The organism is Bacillus sp. LL01 (assembly GCF_001037965.1).
The window spans coordinates 194,066-212,908 of record NZ_LFEL01000004.1 but is presented as its reverse complement, the minus strand read 5'-3'; the positions used below and the strand labels follow the sequence as shown (position 1 = coordinate 212,908).

The 18,843-nt window shown below is 42.8% G+C and carries 17 protein-coding genes; 8 read left to right on the top strand and 9 right to left on the bottom strand.

The window, feature by feature from the left end; genetic code table 11:
- Positions 1 to 83 precede the first annotated feature (83 nt).
- The 3 genes from AB685_RS13590 to AB685_RS13580 all read left to right on the top strand — a co-directional run bounded on the left by AB685_RS13590 (position 84) and on the right by AB685_RS13580 (position 5,067).
- Positions 84 to 1,262 (top strand): exonuclease SbcCD subunit D, encoded by a 1,179-nt coding sequence (locus AB685_RS13590; RefSeq protein WP_047971144.1) that lies wholly within the window; start codon positions 84 to 86, stop codon positions 1,260 to 1,262.
- Positions 1,259 to 4,684 (top strand): SMC family ATPase, encoded by a 3,426-nt coding sequence (locus tag AB685_RS13585; RefSeq protein ID WP_047971143.1) that lies wholly within the window; start codon positions 1,259 to 1,261, stop codon positions 4,682 to 4,684. The genes AB685_RS13590 and AB685_RS13585 overlap by 4 nt, the downstream gene beginning before the upstream one ends.
- A 68-nt stretch (positions 4,685 to 4,752) precedes the next feature.
- Entirely contained in the window at positions 4,753 to 5,067 is a 315-nt protein-coding gene (locus tag AB685_RS13580; protein ID WP_047971142.1) for a hypothetical protein, read from the top strand.
- 584 nt (positions 5,068 to 5,651) lie between these two features.
- Here AB685_RS13580 and AB685_RS13575 read toward each other — a convergent pair.
- From AB685_RS13575 to AB685_RS13550, 6 genes are all read right to left on the bottom strand, one after another.
- A complete protein-coding gene (locus tag AB685_RS13575) occupies positions 5,652 to 5,870 on the bottom strand; it encodes a spore germination protein (protein WP_047971141.1) in 219 nt (72 codons plus the stop codon).
- Positions 5,871 to 5,995: 125 nt separating this feature from the next.
- Complete coding sequence (locus AB685_RS13570; protein WP_047971140.1) at positions 5,996 to 6,376, bottom strand: spore germination protein GerPE; 381 nt, start codon at positions 6,374 to 6,376, stop codon at positions 5,996 to 5,998.
- 4 nt (positions 6,377 to 6,380) lie between these two features.
- Positions 6,381 to 6,557 (bottom strand): spore gernimation protein GerPD, encoded by a 177-nt coding sequence (locus tag AB685_RS13565; RefSeq protein WP_047971139.1) that lies wholly within the window; start codon positions 6,555 to 6,557, stop codon positions 6,381 to 6,383.
- A 233-nt stretch (positions 6,558 to 6,790) separates the two neighbouring features.
- Entirely contained in the window at positions 6,791 to 7,408 is a 618-nt protein-coding gene (gene gerPC, locus AB685_RS13560; protein WP_047971138.1) for a spore germination protein GerPC, read from the bottom strand.
- A 95-nt stretch (positions 7,409 to 7,503) separates the two neighbouring features.
- Positions 7,504 to 7,767, bottom strand: coding sequence for a spore germination protein GerPB (locus AB685_RS13555; protein WP_047971137.1), 264 nt, complete (start codon positions 7,765 to 7,767; stop codon positions 7,504 to 7,506).
- Positions 7,768 to 7,932: 165 nt separating this feature from the next.
- Positions 7,933 to 8,154: a spore germination protein gene (locus AB685_RS13550; RefSeq protein WP_047971136.1), complete on the bottom strand. Its 222-nt coding sequence runs from the start codon at positions 8,152 to 8,154 to the stop codon at positions 7,933 to 7,935.
- A 166-nt stretch (positions 8,155 to 8,320) separates the two neighbouring features.
- Between AB685_RS13550 and AB685_RS13545 the strand changes: the two genes are divergently transcribed.
- The gene (locus AB685_RS13545; RefSeq protein WP_047971135.1) at positions 8,321 to 9,496 is read left to right on the top strand and encodes a DUF418 domain-containing protein; all 1,176 of its coding nucleotides are present in this window, start codon (positions 8,321 to 8,323) and stop codon (positions 9,494 to 9,496) included.
- 20 nt (positions 9,497 to 9,516) lie between these two features.
- On the opposite strand, the gene AB685_RS30360 is transcribed toward AB685_RS13545, so the two are convergent.
- On the bottom strand, positions 9,517 to 9,693 hold the full coding sequence (locus AB685_RS30360) for an aspartyl-phosphate phosphatase Spo0E family protein (RefSeq protein ID WP_082153624.1): 177 nt from the start codon (positions 9,691 to 9,693) through the stop codon (positions 9,517 to 9,519).
- Between the two features lie 152 nt (positions 9,694 to 9,845).
- On the opposite strand from AB685_RS30360, the gene AB685_RS13540 reads away from it, so the two are divergent.
- A complete protein-coding gene (locus AB685_RS13540) occupies positions 9,846 to 10,751 on the top strand; it encodes a fumarylacetoacetate hydrolase family protein (RefSeq protein WP_047971134.1) in 906 nt (301 codons plus the stop codon).
- A 47-nt stretch (positions 10,752 to 10,798) separates the two neighbouring features.
- On the opposite strand, the gene AB685_RS13535 is transcribed toward AB685_RS13540, so the two are convergent.
- Positions 10,799 to 11,995, bottom strand: coding sequence for an ornithine--oxo-acid transaminase (locus AB685_RS13535; protein WP_047971133.1), 1,197 nt, complete (start codon positions 11,993 to 11,995; stop codon positions 10,799 to 10,801).
- 165 nt (positions 11,996 to 12,160) lie between these two features.
- On the opposite strand from AB685_RS13535, the gene AB685_RS13530 reads away from it, so the two are divergent.
- A complete protein-coding gene (locus AB685_RS13530) occupies positions 12,161 to 12,499 on the top strand; it encodes a DUF1516 family protein (RefSeq protein ID WP_047971132.1) in 339 nt (112 codons plus the stop codon).
- Between the two features lie 179 nt (positions 12,500 to 12,678).
- Complete coding sequence (locus AB685_RS30355) at positions 12,679 to 15,597, top strand: EAL domain-containing protein (protein ID WP_047971131.1); 2,919 nt, start codon at positions 12,679 to 12,681, stop codon at positions 15,595 to 15,597.
- Positions 15,598 to 16,119: 522 nt separating this feature from the next.
- Here AB685_RS30355 and AB685_RS13520 read toward each other — a convergent pair.
- On the bottom strand, positions 16,120 to 16,698 hold the full coding sequence (locus AB685_RS13520; RefSeq protein ID WP_047971130.1) for a DUF2777 domain-containing protein: 579 nt from the start codon (positions 16,696 to 16,698) through the stop codon (positions 16,120 to 16,122).
- Between the two features lie 219 nt (positions 16,699 to 16,917).
- On the opposite strand from AB685_RS13520, the gene asnB reads away from it, so the two are divergent.
- Complete coding sequence (asnB, locus tag AB685_RS13515; RefSeq protein ID WP_198530516.1) at positions 16,918 to 18,777, top strand: asparagine synthase (glutamine-hydrolyzing); 1,860 nt, start codon at positions 16,918 to 16,920, stop codon at positions 18,775 to 18,777.
- The last annotated feature ends 66 nt before the right edge of the window (positions 18,778 to 18,843 follow it).

Sequence of the window (18,843 nt, the reverse complement as noted above, 5' to 3'; positions counted from 1 at the left end):
CAAGCAAAGAGCTCAGGCGGCAAAAGTAAGATGTTAGAAAACTTGTTGCTTGAGCCTCTTTTAATGAAGGGAAGAGGAAGAAGATGCGAATACTTCATACGGCCGACTGGCACTTGGGTAAGACACTGGAAGGAAGAAGCAGGTTGCAGGAGCAGGCACAGTTCTTGGAAGAATTATTGCGAATAGTGGAGGAGGAGAAAGTGGATGTCGTTTTGATGGCCGGTGATGTCTATGATACGGTCAATCCCCCTGCACAAGCAGAAGTCCTATTCTATGAATCGCTAAAGCAGCTATCAAACAATGGAAAAAGACCGGTTGCCGTAATTGCAGGAAATCATGACAATCCTGACCGTCTCTCGGCATCCCGACCTCTTGCAAGATCACAGAATATATCCTTGCTGGGATATCCTACAATGGACGTTCAGAGCATCTACATTCCTACAACAGATGAAACCCTCAAGCTAGCTTCCTTGCCATACCCTTCAGAATCCAGACTTAACGAAGTACTTTCCGAAGAGTTTGAAGAAAAAGCGATACGGGATCATTATGATGCAAGAATTCGTCAGATCTTTAACAAGATGTGTGAGCAGTTTACAGAGACATCTGTCAATATAGCGATGAGCCATTTGTTTGTGGCTGGTGGAAACTCGACCGACTCAGAACGTCCAATTGAAGTTGGCGGGGCATTTACCGTAGCCGCAGAAAGTTTGCCCCATCAGGCTCAATATGTCGCTCTTGGTCATTTGCATCGCCCGCAAACCATAAAGCGTGCGAAAACCGCAGCCAGGTATTCAGGCTCACCGCTTGCCTATAGTTTTTCCGAGGCCGGATACACAAAAAGTGTCACCATTATTGATGCCAAGCCAAGTGCAGAGGTGGAAACGAAGGAAATCTATCTATCCAGTGGAAAGCCTCTTGTGAAATGGAAAGCGACAGAAGGGATCCAACAGGTTTTTGGCTGGCTGGATGAAAAGAAGGACAGCAACGCCTGGGTCGATGTCGAAATACATGTGACAAACGCGCTATCTATGGAAGAGATCCATCGCATCCGTAAGCACCATGATGGCATTCTTCATATTCGTCCTATTTTTCCTGAAATGGTCGAGGAACGCAAAGCGGTGAAGATGGACAGTGTTCCGATTGAAGAGCTGTTTGTTAAGTTTTATGAAAAGCAATCTGGAGGAGCTCAGCCTGAAGAGGAATTGGTTCGTCTATTCCTGTCATTGCTGCAGGATGAAACAGTGAAGGAGGGGCAGGCATGAAACCGATATCTTTAACGGTTGCAGGATTACACAGTTTCCGAGAAAAGCAGGTAATTGATTTTGAATCACTTTGCCAAGGTGGCGTATTCGGGATATTTGGTCCTACAGGAAGCGGGAAATCCTCCATTTTGGATGGTATGACTCTTGCTTTATATGGAAAAGTGGAACGTGCCTCCAATAATACCCAAGGGATTATGAATCACGCAGAAAACGTTCTAGAAGTCTCCTTCCTTTTTGAACTGGAAAACGCCAAGGGCAGGCAACGATTCAAAGTGGAGCGAACCTTTAAACGAACCGATGATATCAGGGTCAAGTCTGGAATATCGCGTTTATCGGAAGTGAAGGACAGTGAACATATAGTCATTGCAGACAAGGCTAGCGATGTCAATGCCGCGGTCCAGGAAATTCTAGGGCTGACCATTGATGATTTTACTCGTGCGGTCGTGCTGCCACAAGGGAAATTCGCGGAGTTCCTATCCTTGAAAGGTGCAGACAGAAGACAAATGCTACAACGTTTGTTCCAATTGGAAAAGTACGGAGACCAGCTTTCCAGGAAAATAAAAGAAGAGCTTCAGGAGAAAACAAGACTGCTTGGAGAAATACAGGCCGAACAGCTTGGGTTGGGCGAGGCTTCTGATGAAGCGGTGAACGCAGCACAAAAAGCTTTTAAAGAAGTGGAAGCTATCGTCAAAGCTGCGGAAAAAACACTACAAGAAATCGAAAAAGTTTTTGAGAGTAAAAAGAAACAATGGGAATGGCAAACGGAAAGAGGACTGGTGGAACAAAAACTCCATACTTTTAGAGAGCGAGAAGCTTCCATTAAAGAACTGGAGACATCCTATACTCTTGCCGAACAAGCGGAAAGCTTGAAGCCGCTATTGGAAGACTTGAAAGAAGTAGAACTCGCCTTATCTCAATGGAAACAAAAAAGCGATCAGGACCTCGCTTCTAATACCACAGCAAAAGAGGCATTAGAAGAATCGGTGAAAACCTATGAAATGGCGAGGCTAAAGAAAGAATCAGAACTGCCTCCACTTCTCTCTAAGAGAGAAAAATTGGAACGTGCCCAAAAGCTAGAGGATGGACTGTCTGTTCACCAACCAAAGGTAGTTGAGTTGCAGCAGTCTTTAGCATCCAAAAAAGATGATCTTTCCCAAATAGAAGCACAGGAAGAAAAAGCAAAAGGCCTTTATGCGAGAGCGGTAAAAAAACAGAAGATGCTAAAGGATGAGCTTGCTTCCCATTCCCTTGCACCTGCGAGGTTGGAATTTCTCCAGAAGGCATTTGAAAGCAAACAGGAAATTATGCATATCGAGAAAAAAGTGGCGGAAAACGGCGCAGAAGTTTTAACGCTGCAAAACAAGATTGCATCTTTTCAAGCGGAGAACCAAAAGGCAAAGACAAACCTGAAAAAGGGAAAAGAAGGTCTTTTGGAAATTTTTCAAACTACAGAGAAGCATTATGACCATGCTTCAGAAATGACACAATCCCTTGACTGGCTCGAACGACAGGCAGAGCAGTTTTTACAGGCGGAACAAAAGCTTGAGGAAGATGCAAAGATCCACCAGCTGGCATTGGAATTGGCCCAATCACTTGAAGAAGGCGAAGCATGTCCTGTTTGCGGGTCCAAAGACCATCCAGGCTTTGCCTCACATGAAGGACTACGGGAAGTAGCCAGCAGTAAAGAGGAACATGGAGTGGAAAAGCTACCTACAGCAATAGCTCTCCAAAAGCAGGAGAATCTGAAAATTAAGCTCAAATTGGAGCAGTTGGCTTCTGAGCTTTATCGAGATCTTGAAGGTGAAAGAGAATTACCTAGCCCAAAGGAATCTTTTGAAAAAGTGGACAAGTGGAACAAGGAATTGGCCGAGTCGAAGGACGCTGCAGGGCTTCTGATTGAAAAATACAGCAGAATTGTCACAGAACAAAAAGCGCTGATCCAGGACCTTATCCAAGTGCAGGAAAAGAAAAAACAAGTGGACAGTTATCTTTTAACCTGGTCCGGAACATTCAAGGAAACCGAAAAACTATCTTCGAGTTACATCGAGCAACGGGAAGAGTGGGATAAGCGCCAGGAAACTTCCAGGCTGGAACTGGCAAACAAAAAGGTTCAGTGGGATAAGGCCTTCGAAAATGAGGACTTTGAAGAAATTGACCGAACCTATCAGGATGCCAAAGAGATTGAAAAGCTAAGAGTGGACCTGCAGGAAAGAATCAATAAAAGTGTGGATTTTATAGAGACAAAAGAGAAAGAATTAAAAGAAGCGCAAGAAAAGAAAATAGAAATGGAAAAAGTCATTTACCAAGAGAGTCTCAGTCTCGACCAAATTCATTCCCGTATTAGTGAAGCGCAAGAAGAAATAAAGTCCATTGTTGGAGAAAATAAAATCCAGGATGAACTTAAGCGCGTAGATCTTGCCATGGAAAACTTAAATGGGATGGAAAAAGAACGCTACCAAAAGTGGATCTCAGCACAGAGGGTGGCACAGGAAAGTGAAAAAGCTACTTCTCAAAGCGAACAGATGGTAAGGGAGACAGGATCTCGTCTGGAGAACATCCAAGAAAAATGGAAGCTTGCTTTGGAAAAATCCATATTTTCATCCATCGATTCAGTAACAGAAGCAATTGCCCATATAAATTCAAAAGATTTGTGGAAAAAACAAATAGAACAATATTGGGAAGAAAGAAGAGCGGTCGAAAAGGATATTTCCCGTCTCAACACACTGATAGGATCGGAAAAATTGGAAGAGGCAGAATGGTTGGAATTGCAGGACAAGCTGCAGTTGGCAAGGAAGAATCTGCGTGAAGAGATAGAAAGAAAGAGTGCGCTCCAACAGAACCTTTCTTCTATCGTAGACCGGAATGAACGGTTCAGGTTCCTTGAAGAAAAGAAAGTGAAATTGTCTGAGGAAACCCAGGCGTATCAGAAACTGCAGGCTGTCTTTAAAGGGAACAGTTTTGTAGAATACTTGGCTGAGGAGCAGCTTCTTCAGATAAGCAGGGATGCATCAGAAAGATTGGGACACCTTACGCGTCAGCGATATGCATTGGAGATGGATTCACAGGGAGGATTTATTATCCGTGATGATGCAAATGGTGGAGTGAGAAGACCGGTCTCCTCCCTTTCCGGTGGGGAAACATTCCTTACCTCCCTTGCACTTGCATTATCTTTATCAGCTCAAATCCAATTGCGTGGAGAATATCCATTACAATTCTTTTTCCTTGATGAGGGATTTGGTACACTGGATTCGGAGTTGTTGGATGCAGTGGTTACAGCGTTAGAGAAGCTTCAATCCAACCACCTAGCAGTAGGAGTGATTTCTCACGTCCAGGAGCTGAGAGCCCGCTTGCCAAGGCGGTTGGTGGTTACGCCTGCACAATCTTCCGGCAAAGGATCTGTGGTTACACTGGAAGACCTATGATGACCCTTTTGTTTGTAAAGATGGCTAATGTAGGGCTGATGATTTGAATCTTGGAGGTGTATGCTGAAATGGCAAAGAAGAAAAAACGGGAATTTGGTATATGCGAGCTTTGTGAACGGGAAGAGGTGGAGATAACAGTCCATCACCTGACCCCGAAGGAGATGGGAGGAACCTTCCTTCCAACGGCAAATCTTTGCATCCCATGCCATAAGCAGATACACGCCATATACACAAATGATGAACTGGCCATACGTTTGAATACGGTGTTACTTTTAAAAGATGATCCGAAGGTCGCCACCTTCATCAAATGGATCCAAAAACAACCGTCCACCAAAATACCACAAACAGTCAAATCAAATGAACGAAAAAAACAAAAACGTTGAACACAAAAACCGTGCCACTTGCGTGTGCACGGTTTTTGTGTTATTTCCCCATTGAAGGGGAAACTCCTAGAGGGGTCTGACCCCTTTTTTTGAAAAGTAAGAAAGCATAAAATCCGGTTGATTTCCGTTCCAGGCGCTTCGCTTTCCAGTGGGCGGTCCGGGAGCCTCCTCGGCAAGCCTGCGGGGTCTCCCCTGTCCCTTCCTCCCACGGGAGTCTTCGCGCCTTCCACTCCAATCAACAAGGTGGTTTCATTCACCGAAAAGATAACCAAAAACTATCTTAATGAGATGACTGATTTCTAGCTGTGGATTGGAGCAAATAGCGTAGACTCCTTGAAAATGCGAGCATTTTCTGCGTGCGATGTATCGCTGCCGAAGCCTTCCTTGTCCTACGGGGGAGTAGCGACACTCTTGAGAACCCGCAACGGAGTGAGGAGGCTCAAGGTCGCCCTTAGGATAAGCGGAGCTATTTGCGGAAAGGAACAGCGCCGGTTAACCAAACAAATAATGATTTTTAGCTTAAAAAGGACCAGGCGGTTTTTCCTGGTTTTTCTTAAACCCCTTTTTTTTCTCTTTTTCTTATTTTAGTTATTCGCCACAATATCCTGGTCATTAATGTCAGGGTCAATGGCGTTGGTGGCGCTGAGGCCGTTGTTTGTGATGACGAAGTTACCGGTATTTAGTGCACCGGAACCTGCAGCAGTTTTGGAAGCGGATTTGGGAGAAATATAGAAGGAATCTCCAAAGTTGATAACGCCTCCACCTACGCTTGTGATGGCAACCGGACCGACAATAGCTGGCATGTAGAACATCCTTTTTCTTTTTGATACTTACACTATATGAACTCCTGCCTAAATGGTGAAGGACACGTTTCTATAAAACCTTACTTACTATCGAGTTGACCAATCAGATGATGATACACGAACTACTATAACTGTTGATGGACTTCTGGACCAAGCAGTTGTCTAGTATGTTTAACTCTCGCTTCTGCACATATGGTTTGGGACGATCCTATTTGCAGGACAGAAGAGGATGAAACCCCTTTAATCTTTATGTGATTGACACAAATATTCGGGTTGATATTTGAAACGCTCATATTCACCTGATCGGTAATTGTAGGCTGAGGGGACTGCATAGTAAAAATAGGATACGTAGAGAAATTCCCCTCATTTCCATAAAATCTTGGAAACTCCCTTTTGACTGCCAGTGCACGGGATTTTGCATTAATATAGTAGGAATCCCCTATATGAAAATAAGAACTGAATGACAAGGAGTGCAGGTTGATTTCATTCACTCTAGAAACTCTCATTGGCTTATTCCGTTGTAAGTGGTACAAACGGTCCAATAATCAATGCTTCTGGAGGCGTATCAAAATAGGAGGTAAGGCAGATGTTCTGTGTGTCCCCGACGAGAAAGATGGAGGAAGAAGATACTCCCAGAATATTGATGTTATCTACTTGGAGATTATGGTTTGATACTTGAAAATTCATAAGTTAACACCACGCTCATAATTTTTGGCTGTTTTCTAAAAAATTGACTCTAAAGTTCACCCGTTCCTTTTCGCTGCAGTCACTCGCTTTCCGCGGGGAGGGCCGAGAGCCTCCTCGGCAAGCCTGCGGGGTCTCCCGTTTCCCTCTACCTCCCGCTGGAGTCGAGTGCCTTCCGCTCCAATCCACTCATTTGTCTAACTTTTACTATAAGCAACAAACTTTGAGAAAAGAGTCTAATTGTTTGCAGGCAGGTTCTGGATAAATGCTGAGAATGCTTTATCCATGTCTTCTTGTAGCTGGCGGACTGTTACTTCCTTGATTTTTTCATCATTATAGCCTTTTTGGACTGCCTCGGAAGTTATCATATTCAAAGTATGATTGATTCTGGAAGGAAGCTGTTTGCTGACATCCTGAATCATAAAATCATAATAGTGCCTTTCGAGTGTTCTTCCTTGTTGTTTGGCAATCTGTTTTATCTTCGCTTCTCCTCGTTGGTTCAAATACTCCCTCAGATCGGTCTCTACTACCTTGGCCAAGTTCTGGTTCTGCTCTGGGACAGGTACTTCCAAGTTGTTCTGGGTAACGATGAAGTCTTCGATTTCCCCGGCAGAACCAGGGGTCAGACCGATATTCAATGTACCCTCAAGCGTCTCGACCTTCAGTTGGTCAAATTTGTACTCAATCCGTTCTATGTTGATACTAGGCTTTGCTTTTAACTGGATGATCTCCTGCTGCATCAGTTTGACCAGTTCCTCAAGGGCGGAAATCTGTTTCGTCTGATTATCAACTATTTGTTGAAGCTGCTGGATCTGCTGTTGGGATTGATAAAAATACTGATAGTTATTGTACATCTGGCCACCCCTTTCCTTGGTTGCTGTCGAGTTCCGAGAATCATCTCTAATACTTTATGCAATCATTGAAAATGGGTGAATGCCCAGAAAATGTTTTAACTTGTTCCTTTTAAAGGTACAAACGGTCCGGAAGCTCCCGAAGCTCCCGAAGCACCCGAAGCACCAGTACCTTGTTGACCTTGGGCAATCTCAGCACTGCTTACTGGGCCTGGTTCAGTGAATCCTCCTGTGTTGTAAAGATTGGAAAGCGATTTAATTACGCCTGCACTGCCAATCTGAAAGACGGAGGAATTGGTGATTCCCCCAATTTTCAGATGATGGATGACAATGTTTTGATTGATAAAAAAATTGGATGCCATAAGGCCCCCTCCTTGTCTAGCTCTGGGCGGCAGCGTCTATCAAACTTCCCTCACCTCCTTACGATAAGCTCAACATCGAATCGCTATCGCTCTTCGTGTTTCCTTTATCTCATACGGCTCAGTCCAGTTTGTACGCCGCTGAACGGGCGCCCTCCGCTTTTCGGTTTACATATTCAACGCCACCGGTTGGTCATTGACGTCCTGATCATAGGTGTTGGTCTGGCTGTTGGTATTGCTTATTGAAATACTGTCTCCGGTATTGAAACTCCCGGCTCCTGCAAATGTTTTGGCTGAACTGACCGGAGACATCTGGAACACGTCCCCGATATGAAAGATTCCAGAATTACCGATACTGTTAACATTTACAGCTCCGACGATTGCTGGCATAAACGTTAACTCCTTTACTGTGCGCTTATGCTATATCCTATGACATTAGCCCGGTATGGTGAGTGGATAATTGGAATCGTAAAACAGAATGATTTGATGATAGGAATATAAAGGAAAAAGAGCTATAATGTTCTTTATGAAGTAAGAAATAAAGGGAGGAATCTGGATGCAAGCGGCACCAATACAAGAAAAAGAGAGAATTGTAGCTTTGGATATTATTAGGGGAATTGCGATCTTAGGTATTTTCTTAGTGAATATGCCCTCGTTTTTTTCTCCGATGCTTTATGTGAACATGAAAACATACTGGTCGGAAACAAGGGACATAGTAGTAATGAATGGAGTGGATATCCTCGCCCAGGCTAGTTTCTATACACTTTTTTCGTTTTTGTTCGGGTATGGTTTTATTATCTTTGCCAATAGGGTGGCGGAGAAGAATCTATCTGTACCAAAATATTTTTCTAGAAGACTAGTCGTATTGTTGGTAATAGGAGTAATCCATGCTTTCTTCATTTGGCATGGCGATATCCTCATTACATATGCGATTTGCGGATTTCTGTTATTGGTGATGAGGAAGATGTCAGCAAAGGCAATGGTGTGGACGGGGCTGCTGCTTATTGTTATACCGACCATAATGTTATCCTTATTGATGCTTGTGGTGACCATGACAATGGGGGATGCGGATATCTATGCTCCGTTACAAGCGAATGCTCTGCAGTCTTTAGAGGTTTATGCAAATGGGACATTTACGGAGATAACCAAACAGCGTATTTCTGATTGGTCATTTGTTAATATAGCGAACTTCTTTTTTATTGTGCTTTCTGTGTTGCCGATGTTCCTGTTCGGGGCGGCTGCAGCAAAGTCCAAGTGGCTTGAAAAAGTGGAAGAGCATCTTTCAGGAATGAAAAAGCTCTGGGCATTGACATTTGTGTTGGCATTGATTTTTAAACTGCTTCCATATTATACACAGCAGAATTATGCTACGGAATATCTCCAGGACGGGATTGGTGGCCCTGCAAGTGCGGTATTCTACTTCCTTACAGTTGTGATGGTTACCAGAAAAAGCTTGGGGATGAAGCTTTTGTCCCCTTTCCAGTATGTAGGGAAAATGAGTTTGACCAACTATTTGTTTCAATCCGTTGTTTGTTCCCTTATCTTTTACAGTTATGGATTAGGGTTATACGGTTCATTTACACCATTTTATGGTTTATGGCTCGTCCTTGGAATTTATATATTCCAAATCATAATCAGTAGAATCTGGGTGTCCTATTTCCACTATGGCCCGATGGAATGGCTATGGAGGGCAGGGACTTACGGTAATAGACCTAAATTAAAAAAGATGTGAGCATATGCTTCACATCTCTGTTATTGGGCAAAGGAATATTTATTTTGGTTTTCCAATATCCGAAGCTGTTGTGATTGTTTGTTTAACAGTACATCGAGTTCTTGGCTGCATCGTACAGTTTGGGATGCAGTAAATCCGTATTCTTTTGCGCAATGGATCATTTGCTTTCTTTTTAGTTCAATTTTTAAAGCTAACATTTGCTTCTACTCCAATTTTATAAGATTAAGTAACGCCAGAGTCCTTATTATGGCACGGCTTTTATAAGAAAAAAAGCACTTCGATAAAACAAGTCATAATATAACAAATTACTACACAAACCAAGTGCGACGTGAAAGGAGCAACTAAAAAAATGCATTTCGTAACGATGGAAATAGAAGGTGAAGTAAGAATCGGATTGACAGATGAAACCCATAATTATGTACTTGATTTATATAAAGCGCATAGAGTTTCTGCTGATGGTACCACTTGGCCATCCACTCTAATGGAAGGAATTGAACAAGGGGAATCTTTTATTGAAAGGGTCTCCAAGTTAAGAGATTGGGTATTTACGCAAAGGGACTCTGAATCTTATTTTTATGAGATGGGGGAAGTCCATCTTCGTGCTCCGATCCCAAGGCCACGCAAAAATGTTTTCTGTGTCGGAAAGAACTATCACGATCATGTGCTTGAGATGGGAAGTGAAGGCGACATACCGGAGCATATCATGATTTTCACAAAGGCTCCGACTTCAGTTGTCGGCCCAGGAGCTTATATCCAGAGCCATGAAGACATTACAGACCAGCTTGATTATGAGGGTGAGCTAGCTATAGTCATAGGGAAGTCAGGGAATGGCATCTCCATTGAAAATGCCTTTGATCATGTATTTGGGTACACCATTGTCAACGATATAACAGCAAGGGATATGCAGAAGCAGCATAAGCAATTCTTTCTTGGAAAAAGTCTGGATGGATCGTGTCCAATGGGTCCGGCAATAGTACATAAATCGGTCATTGAAAATCCTCAAAGTTTGATGGTGGAGACGAAAGTGAATGGGGAAATCCGGCAACATGCATCAACAAAACTGATGATGTTCTCGATACCTGAGATCATCTCGACCATCTCTAAAGGGATGACCTTGGAGCCCGGGGATATTATAGCCACAGGAACTCCTGCTGGTGTAGGAAAAGGATTTAAGCCGCCTCGCTTTTTGAAAAAGGGTGATGTGGTAGAGGTTACTGTAGAGAAAATTGGAACCTTGAGGAATGTAGTGGTTTAAAAAAGCTGTCCAAAAGGTTTATTCACCTTTTGGACAGCTTTTGCTTTTTAAACAGATAATACCTTCTTCACTTTATCAATAGCCCAATCCAGGTCTTTCTTGGAAATGACTAATGGTGGTGCGAAACGGATCACCGTTTCATGTGTTTCCTTGCATAGTAGTCCTTCTTCCTTCAGCTTTTCGCAATAAGGGCGAGCAGCTTCAGTAAGTTCCACTCCGATAAAGAGTCCGCGGCCACGCACTTCTTTTATGGCAGGGTTATTGATGGTGCGTAATTCTTCCATCATATAGTTGCCTAGTTCAAAGGAGCGTTCCACCAATTTTTCTTCCTCTAATACTTCCAATGATGCCATGGATACGGCACATGCCAACGGGTTTCCTCCGAAAGTGGAGCCGTGAGATCCAGGGTTGAATACACCAAGGATATCTTTGTTCGCTGCAACGCATGAAATCGGGAACACTCCGCCTCCAAGTGCTTTTCCTAATATGTACATGTCAGGTTCGACATTCTCCCAGTCACAAGCGAAAAGTTTGCCTGAGCGGCCAAGGCCAGCTTGGATTTCGTCGGCTACATATAATACGTTGTTCGCTTTACATACTTCGTAAGCTTCAGTTAGGAATCCTTCAGCAGGGATGTTGATGCCTGCCTCACCTTGAATAGGTTCGAAAATGAAAGCGGCAGTGTTCGGGGTGATGGCACCTTTTAATGCCTCAATGCTTCCATAAGGAATCACTTTTATTCCAGGAAGCATCGGTCCGAACCCTTGCTGGTACTCTTCACTCGAAGACATGGATACAGCGGTCATGGTGCGGCCGTGGAAATTGTCTTCGCAAACGATGATCTCTGCTTGATTGACTGGTACTTCTTTTACATCATATGCCCAGCGGCGAACAGCCTTTACTGCCGTTTCAACAGCTTCTGCACCTGTGTTCATCGGAAGGACCATGTTTTTGTTAGTTAACGTTGCCATTTTTTCATACCAAGGTCCGAGCTGATCATTATGGAAAGCCCGGGAAGTCAAAGTGATTTTATCAGCCTGGTCTTTTAATGCTTGAATGATTTTAGGATGGCGATGCCCTTGGTTGACTGCGGAATAGGCACTTAGCATGTCCATGTATTTGTTGCCTTCCGGGTCTTCCACCCAAACACCTTCCGCTTTTGAAATAACGATTGGAAGTGGATGATAGTTATTGGCACCGAATTTTTCTGTGATACTGATGATGTCATGAGTTTTAGTTGTCATATATGAAATACCTCCATCTAATCAATGTAATGGCTTTCAAAGGTATTATATCATTGTTAATGTCTATTTTCGAAAAATTTGTTGTTGAGGTAATTTATTTAGTTTTTTTCGGACTCTATGGTATGATACAAGTAGTTTTGAGTTGAATGAAGGAGGTTTGGGAAAATGACACACGCGCATATTTCCACATGGGCAATTGCACTTATTTTGTTTGTTGTTGTTCTTGTTTTGACAAAGGTAGGAAAAGAAAAAGGTGCTAAAATTACATCGATGGTGCTGAGGTTGTTCTACATACTTATTGTTGTGACAGGCTTACAACTTGGCTGGGGTTGGATTACTAACGGGCAATATGTATTGAAAATGGTCCTTGGTATCGTGGTCATAGGCTTGATGGAAATGATTTCTGTCCGCACAAGAAAAGGGAAATCCACTGTCGTGGTATGGGTTCTGTTTGTGCTTACATTGGCTTATATCATCCATTTGGGCTTCAGTTTACCGATGTAACTCTTCATACTTTAGAAAAAACTTGGGTCCTATTTCATGGGGATCCAAGTTTTTTTGTTTGGGAATGTTTTCACAATTTTCGTTTTTCTATTTAGATTTATATGATAAAGTGAAAGGTAGATAATTGCAAAAAACCATTGATTTGTCAAATGTTGTAGAACGTATAGGAGTTCTTACTTATGAAAACATTCAATCTTTCTTGTGTTGATCCACAGGAAATAGTTCCATTTATTCATAAAAACAATTTGTTGTCGTTTCCAACTGTGCTTGTACAAGTTTATTCAGGTGTGCTCCAAGAAGGGAAGTTCCATACCATCCTGTCCGAAATCAAAAGTGTACTACCTTTTTCCACGGTTATAGGGGCAACTACAGACGGTGAAATCTGCAATGGTGAGGTTTCAACCAATAAAGTGGCAATCTCATTTATGGTGTTTGAAAAAACAACAATCAATGCAAAATTATATTCTGTAGAAACAGACCAGCCATTGGAGGTAGTCGGACAAACATTGGTACGGGAAATGCTTTCGTCTCAGACAAAGTTGTTACTACTGCTGGCAAATAGCTTATCTATTGATGTGGAAGGATTAATGGAAGGCATAAACGAAAATATGCCTGAAACGAAAATAGCGGGAGCACTTGCAGGAGTAGAAGGGAATCTCGGGGCAACCTTTGTTGGGTTAGATAAAGAGATTACTAGTCAAGGAATTGTAGCAGTTGCCTTTGAGAGTGATGAATTGCAGGTGCATTCCTACACGAACCACAGCTTGAAAGAAATCGGGATAAACTTTTCCATTACAAGTGCGGAAGAAAATGTTATTAAACAGATAGACAATAAAAATCCACTTAAAATGTTAATTAAATATTTGGGGAAACATTTTGTCCAAGAACTCCCAGAAAGTGGAGCCCAGTTTCCACTGATTATCAATAGAAATGGGAAGAAAACCACTATTTATGTGATAAATACTCTGGAGGAAGGGTTCATACAAGTCGACAGGAAAGTCCATGAAGGCGAGCAGTTTACTTTTTCCTATGCTAACGCAGAGGGAATACTTGAGTCTTCGAAAAAACAAATCAAAGATATGTTGACCAAGCCGGTAGAGTCTATCCTGATTTTTAATTGTATGGCCAGAAGGCGAAATTTTGAGGGGTTTGTGCTTAAGGAGATTGAAGTGCTGCAACAGATAGCACCGACATTCGGTTATTTTTCCTATGGAGAAATCCAGAGTTCAACGGAGGGAGAAGTCGACTATCGAAACTTTACTTCCATTCACTTGGCTTTATCTGAGAGTAACTTAGTGAAGGTACCAAAAGATGTGGATGTCGATATTCAAATTCCCGATGAATCCAAGGCGGTCATTGCACTTTCGAACCTCATTGATGCTTCTTCTCGTGATATTGTGAAATTGAATCGCAAGGCGAAGAGGTCGGAGCAGCGATACAAGTCGTTGTTTGAGCATAATAGCGATATCGTTTTTTCGGTGGATCTATTTGGTAGAATCATTAGCGTAAATCCGAGGTTCACGGAAATATTTGGATTTTCGGAAAAACAGATTCTACGTAAAAGTGCTTTGAACTTTTTGAAAACGAAAGATATCGAACGTGTAACTCATCATTTTTTCAAAGCGTTGGACGGAATTGAACAGACGTATGAAATAGAGCTCATTGAGAGAGATGGGGAAGAGAGAACCTACCTAATAAAGCATGTTCCGATAGTCATAGATGGAGCCAGAACTGGTGTCTTCGGTATTGGTAGGGACATTACAGCGCAAAAGAAAGCAGAAGAGCGAGTCGCCTATCTTGCTTACTATGACCCGGCAACCTCTCTACCAAACAGGCAGAACTTCAATGAAAGTTTAAAAATGAAACTTGATGAGTTGAAGAAAAGCAAGGAGAAACTGGCAGTAATGTTTATTGATTTTGACCGGTTCAAGCTTATCAATGATAGCCTAGGTCATTTGGTGGGAGATGAGCTCTTAAAGAGAGTAATCACACAGATATCGCATGCTTTGCCTGCCAATTGTTATCTTGCGAGGTTTGGCGGGGATAAATTCTCCTTGTCTTATACTGGATTCAATGAGGTGGATGAAGTATTCAGTTTGGCAAAGTCCCTTTTGACTTCAATTAATCAGCCAATCATGTATCAGGAACAGGAATTCTACGTGACGGCAAGCATCGGGGTAAGCCTATACCCTAATGACGGCGTTCATGAAGAAAGTTTGCTAAAAAATGCAGATGCCGCAATGAACCAAGCTAAAAAGCTTGGTGGAAACCGGATGAAATTTTACTCGGATGACATGAACAGCCAAGCATTGCATCGAATTGAACTGGAAAGTTATCTCCGGAAAGCTCTGGAGAAAAATGAGTTCTTCCTATGCTACCAACCTTTCATCGATATTGAATCACAAACGGTTATAGGAGCAGAGGCACTGATCCGTTGGAACCACCCGAAACTCGGACTCATCCCACCAGCGGATTTCATCCCGCTGGCTGAAGAGACTGGCATAATTGCCGAAATAGGAGTCTGGGTGCTTAACTCGGCCTGCAGGCACACAAAGCAATGGCAGGATAAAGGCTATGGAGATTTGAATATTTCTGTGAATGTCTCTGCTCAGCAATTTCAACAGCCGAAATTTGTGGAAGAAGTGAAAAACGCTTTGGCAACTACTGGACTTTCACCCCGTCATCTTCACCTTGAATTGACGGAGAGTGTCATGTTGCGCAATGCCTCTTACAGTATTGAAGTCATGGAGAGTCTTCGGAAACTAGGGGTACAAATCTCGGTGGATGATTTTGGCACAGGTTATTCCTCCTTAAGTTATTTGCGAGACCTTCCTATCAATAATTTGAAAATAGATCGGTCTTTTATAAAGAATCTTCGTGTTGAATCAAAAGATCATGCCATTGTTCATGCCATCATTACAATGGGGAAAGGGTTGAATCTGAACGTGATTGCTGAAGGGATTGAAACGGAAGAACAGTTGCGCCTTCTTAAGGAACTGACTTGTGATGTGGCACAAGGCTTTTATCTTTCTAAGCCTAGGCCAATGGCGGAATTTGAGAGGTTCATGATCGAAAGACAACCGAGTTTTTTTCTATGAATAAGTATATAATACTGTTGATTTCCGTTCCAGGCGCTTCGCTTTCCAGCGGGCGGTCCGGGAGCCTCTTCACTCCGTTGCGGGGTCTCCCCTGTCCCTTCCTCCCGCAGGAGTCTGCGCGCCTTCCACTACAATCAACTTGGTGGTTTCATTCACCAACGGGTTAATTAAAAGCTATCTAATCGAGGTGATTGAAATAGCCATTAACCTATCTTTCTATAGAATTTATAGCTGTGGATTGGAGTAAATGGCGAAGACTCCTTGAAAATGCGAGCATTTTCTGCGTGCGAAGTATCGCTGCCGTAGCCTTCCTTGTCCTACGGGGAAGTAGCGGCAATGTTGAGACCCCGCAACGGAGTGAGGAGGCTCAAGGTCGCCCCGTGGAAAGCGGAGCGATTTGCGGAAAGGAACAGCGGTGTAGAACCCAACTAACAAGGAAGGACTGGGAGGTTTTCCTGATTTTTCTTAGCTCCATGAAAAACCGTGATTCGCTAGATGAATCACGGTTTTTTTCTTATGTTCTTATTCCGCCTTTTTGCGTTCCATATTCGTAAACATATATCTTTTTCCTGTTTGCAAGGTATATTCGAAACGGTCGGATACAGATTTACCGCGGGCAAAATGGTGCTGTACGGAACAAATGAAAGTTTCATTATCATATACAAGGAAATTTACTCCCGAAGGTTCTTTTATATTATCCATGAACTGCATCGTATTATGACAATAGATACAATCATACAGCGAGATATTCGAATTATTTAGAAGGGTGGTGAATTTCGCGAAAGCATCCTCCGATAGCTCCTCCAACAATTCCATGTAGGGCTGAGGGAGTCTTTTGCGGACACGAACTGCATCTCCGTTATTCAATTCATATAAATGTTTCGTATGTAGTACCACCTGACCTGATTCTAGAAGTACTCCTGGTACCCATTCATTGGATAGCAGTATTTCAATGCCATCTTCCGAAATTTCCTCCAGCAGAAATGCTTCATCATCCTCCGCCTCAAAAAAAATCCATTGTTCGTTTATGTTCTCGATCGTTCCGCAAGTAAAGGAGCGTTTTTGTTCATAAATGATGTTTTTCCTTTTTTGAAGATTCACAGTCGTTTCCTCCATTAGTCAACAAGTTTTGAGGGGTTAAACCTTTGTGTTTGACATTCTTCCCTACTTGGCAAACCTTTAAACGGCTCACAAGTTTCCCTAAGAATATGGAAGAAGGACTGACATGAAAATATGGTCGAAACCCTATCTGGAATTCATGGTATAAGCACTCTCGGCATAGTATAAAACAGCCGTGGTTTGCCTAAAGCAAAGGAGTGGATGGACAATATGTGCGGAATTACAGGGTGGATAGATTTCAAAAGGGATATAAAGGACCAGGGAGATATAGTGAGAAAAATGACGGAAACGTTATCGCTTCGCGGCCCTGATGATACAAATGTCTGGATCGACCTTCATGCGGCATTTGGACATAAACGCTTGGCTGTTGTCGACTTAGAGGGTGGCAAACAGCCGATGACGAGAACAAAAGCGGGAAAAAATTACACCATCTGTTACAACGGGGAGCTATATAACACCGAAGATATCAGAAGGGAGCTTTTAAGGAGAGGATACTCTTTCCGTGGGCATTCAGATACGGAAGTATTGCTGACTGCCTATATAGAATGGAAGGAAGAATGTGTACATCATTTGAATGGCATTTTTGCTTTTGCCATCTGGGATGAAGAAAAAGAGCAATTGTTCATTGCAAGAGACAGGCTAGGGGTGAAGCCGTTTTTTTTCCATGAAGCGGAGGGGAAGTTGATCTTTGGGTCTGAATTGAAAGCGGTCCTGGCACACCCTGATGTATCGAGTGAAGTGGGATATGATGGCTTGGCAGAGATCTTTGGTCTTGGTCCATCCCGTTCCCCTGGCCATGGATTGTTCCATGACATAAAGGAGCTCAGACCAGCTCATCTTCTGATATTGTCCAAAAGTGGCGGGTTGAAGATAAAGCGCTATTGGAATGTGAAAAGTAAACCTCATACCGACAGTCTGGACGAAACGGTAGAGCGGGTTCGCTATTTGTTTACAGATGCAGTAACAAGGCAATTGGTTTCTGATGTGCCTGTTTGTACCTTACTCTCAGGCGGACTGGATTCAAGTGCTATCACCGCCATTGCTGCCAATGCATTCAAAAGGGAAGGAAAGCCGCCTTTAAATACGTATTCCATCGACTACGAAGAGAACGACAAATATTTTAAAGTCAATGAATTTCAGCCGAATTCCGATGAAAAATGGATAAGGAAAATGACAGAAACCTTTGGTACGGTCCATCACAGCTCCGTTATATCGCAAACAAACCTCGCAGCCTTTCTAAAGGAAGCGGTACTTGTTAGGGATCAACCGGGAATGGCGGACATCGATTCTTCTCTTTTGTGGTTCTGCCGGGAAATTAAACAAAATTATGTGGTAAGCCTCTCAGGGGAATGTGCCGATGAAATATTCGGCGGGTATCCATGGTTCCATAGACCGGAAGATTTGGCATCGAGCAATTTCCCTTGGATGCGTTCCACCAAGGCAAGGATGGATTTGCTTCGGCCTGAGTGGAGAAGAAAACTGAAGCTTGATGAATACATCACTTCCAAATTTGAAGAAACAGTGGCTGAAACTCCTAGACTAGAAGGGGAAAGTCTTTTGGAAGCGCGTAGACGTGAACTTTTCTATTTGAACATGATTTGGTTTATGACAACACTGCTTGATCGCAAGGACAGAATGAGCATGGGAGCGAGTCTGGAAGTACGAGTTCCTTTTGCCGATCATCGTCTGGTGGAATATGTGTGGAACATCCCTTGGGAAATGAAAATGCATGGCAACAGGGAGAAGGGGATTTTGAGGAAGGCTTTGGAAGGGATATTGCCTGAGGAAGTACTTTATCGTAAGAAGAGCCCATATCCAAAGACCCACCATCCAGTTTATACGAAGTTGGTCAAAAACTGGCTGGAAGAAATCCTTCATGATAACAACAGTCCTTTACTGGAATTTTTCAATAAAAAGAAACTGCAAGAAATCGTTTCAACTGAAGGAAAAGCTTTTCAAGTACCTTGGTTCGGCCAGTTGATGACGGGTCCTCAGCTTCTCGCCCACCTGGCACAAATTCATGTATGGTTTACCAATTATAAAGTAACAATAAAGGAATAAATTGTTAATGAAAGTTAAGTATGCTTTTGTTACAGTAAATCGCTTTACTGTATTAGAGAAGTGAAA

What these genes read in the sequence shown, in the direction of transcription:
- AB685_RS13590 (WP_047971144.1), top strand. Translation starts at nt 84, where the DNA reads ATGCGAATACTTCATACGGCCGACTGGCACTTGGGTAAGACACTGGAA.
- AB685_RS13585 (WP_047971143.1), top strand. Translation starts at nt 1,259, where the DNA reads ATGAAACCGATATCTTTAACGGTTGCAGGATTACACAGTTTCCGAGAA.
- AB685_RS13580 (WP_047971142.1), top strand. Translation starts at nt 4,753, where the DNA reads ATGGCAAAGAAGAAAAAACGGGAATTTGGTATATGCGAGCTTTGTGAA.
- AB685_RS13575 (WP_047971141.1), bottom strand. Translation starts at nt 5,870, where the DNA reads ATGCCAGCTATTGTCGGTCCGGTTGCCATCACAAGCGTAGGTGGAGGC.
- AB685_RS13570 (WP_047971140.1), bottom strand. Translation starts at nt 6,376, where the DNA reads ATGAGAGTTTCTAGAGTGAATGAAATCAACCTGCACTCCTTGTCATTC.
- AB685_RS13565 (WP_047971139.1), bottom strand. Translation starts at nt 6,557, where the DNA reads ATGAATTTTCAAGTATCAAACCATAATCTCCAAGTAGATAACATCAAT.
- gerPC (WP_047971138.1), bottom strand. Translation starts at nt 7,408, where the DNA reads ATGTACAATAACTATCAGTATTTTTATCAATCCCAACAGCAGATCCAG.
- AB685_RS13555 (WP_047971137.1), bottom strand. Translation starts at nt 7,767, where the DNA reads ATGGCATCCAATTTTTTTATCAATCAAAACATTGTCATCCATCATCTG.
- AB685_RS13550 (WP_047971136.1), bottom strand. Translation starts at nt 8,154, where the DNA reads ATGCCAGCAATCGTCGGAGCTGTAAATGTTAACAGTATCGGTAATTCT.
- AB685_RS13545 (WP_047971135.1), top strand. Translation starts at nt 8,321, where the DNA reads ATGCAAGCGGCACCAATACAAGAAAAAGAGAGAATTGTAGCTTTGGAT.
- AB685_RS30360 (WP_082153624.1), bottom strand. Translation starts at nt 9,693, where the DNA reads ATGTTAGCTTTAAAAATTGAACTAAAAAGAAAGCAAATGATCCATTGC.
- AB685_RS13540 (WP_047971134.1), top strand. Translation starts at nt 9,846, where the DNA reads ATGCATTTCGTAACGATGGAAATAGAAGGTGAAGTAAGAATCGGATTG.
- AB685_RS13535 (WP_047971133.1), bottom strand. Translation starts at nt 11,995, where the DNA reads ATGACAACTAAAACTCATGACATCATCAGTATCACAGAAAAATTCGGT.
- AB685_RS13530 (WP_047971132.1), top strand. Translation starts at nt 12,161, where the DNA reads ATGACACACGCGCATATTTCCACATGGGCAATTGCACTTATTTTGTTT.
- AB685_RS30355 (WP_047971131.1), top strand. Translation starts at nt 12,679, where the DNA reads ATGAAAACATTCAATCTTTCTTGTGTTGATCCACAGGAAATAGTTCCA.
- asnB (WP_198530516.1), top strand. Translation starts at nt 16,918, where the DNA reads ATGGACAATATGTGCGGAATTACAGGGTGGATAGATTTCAAAAGGGAT.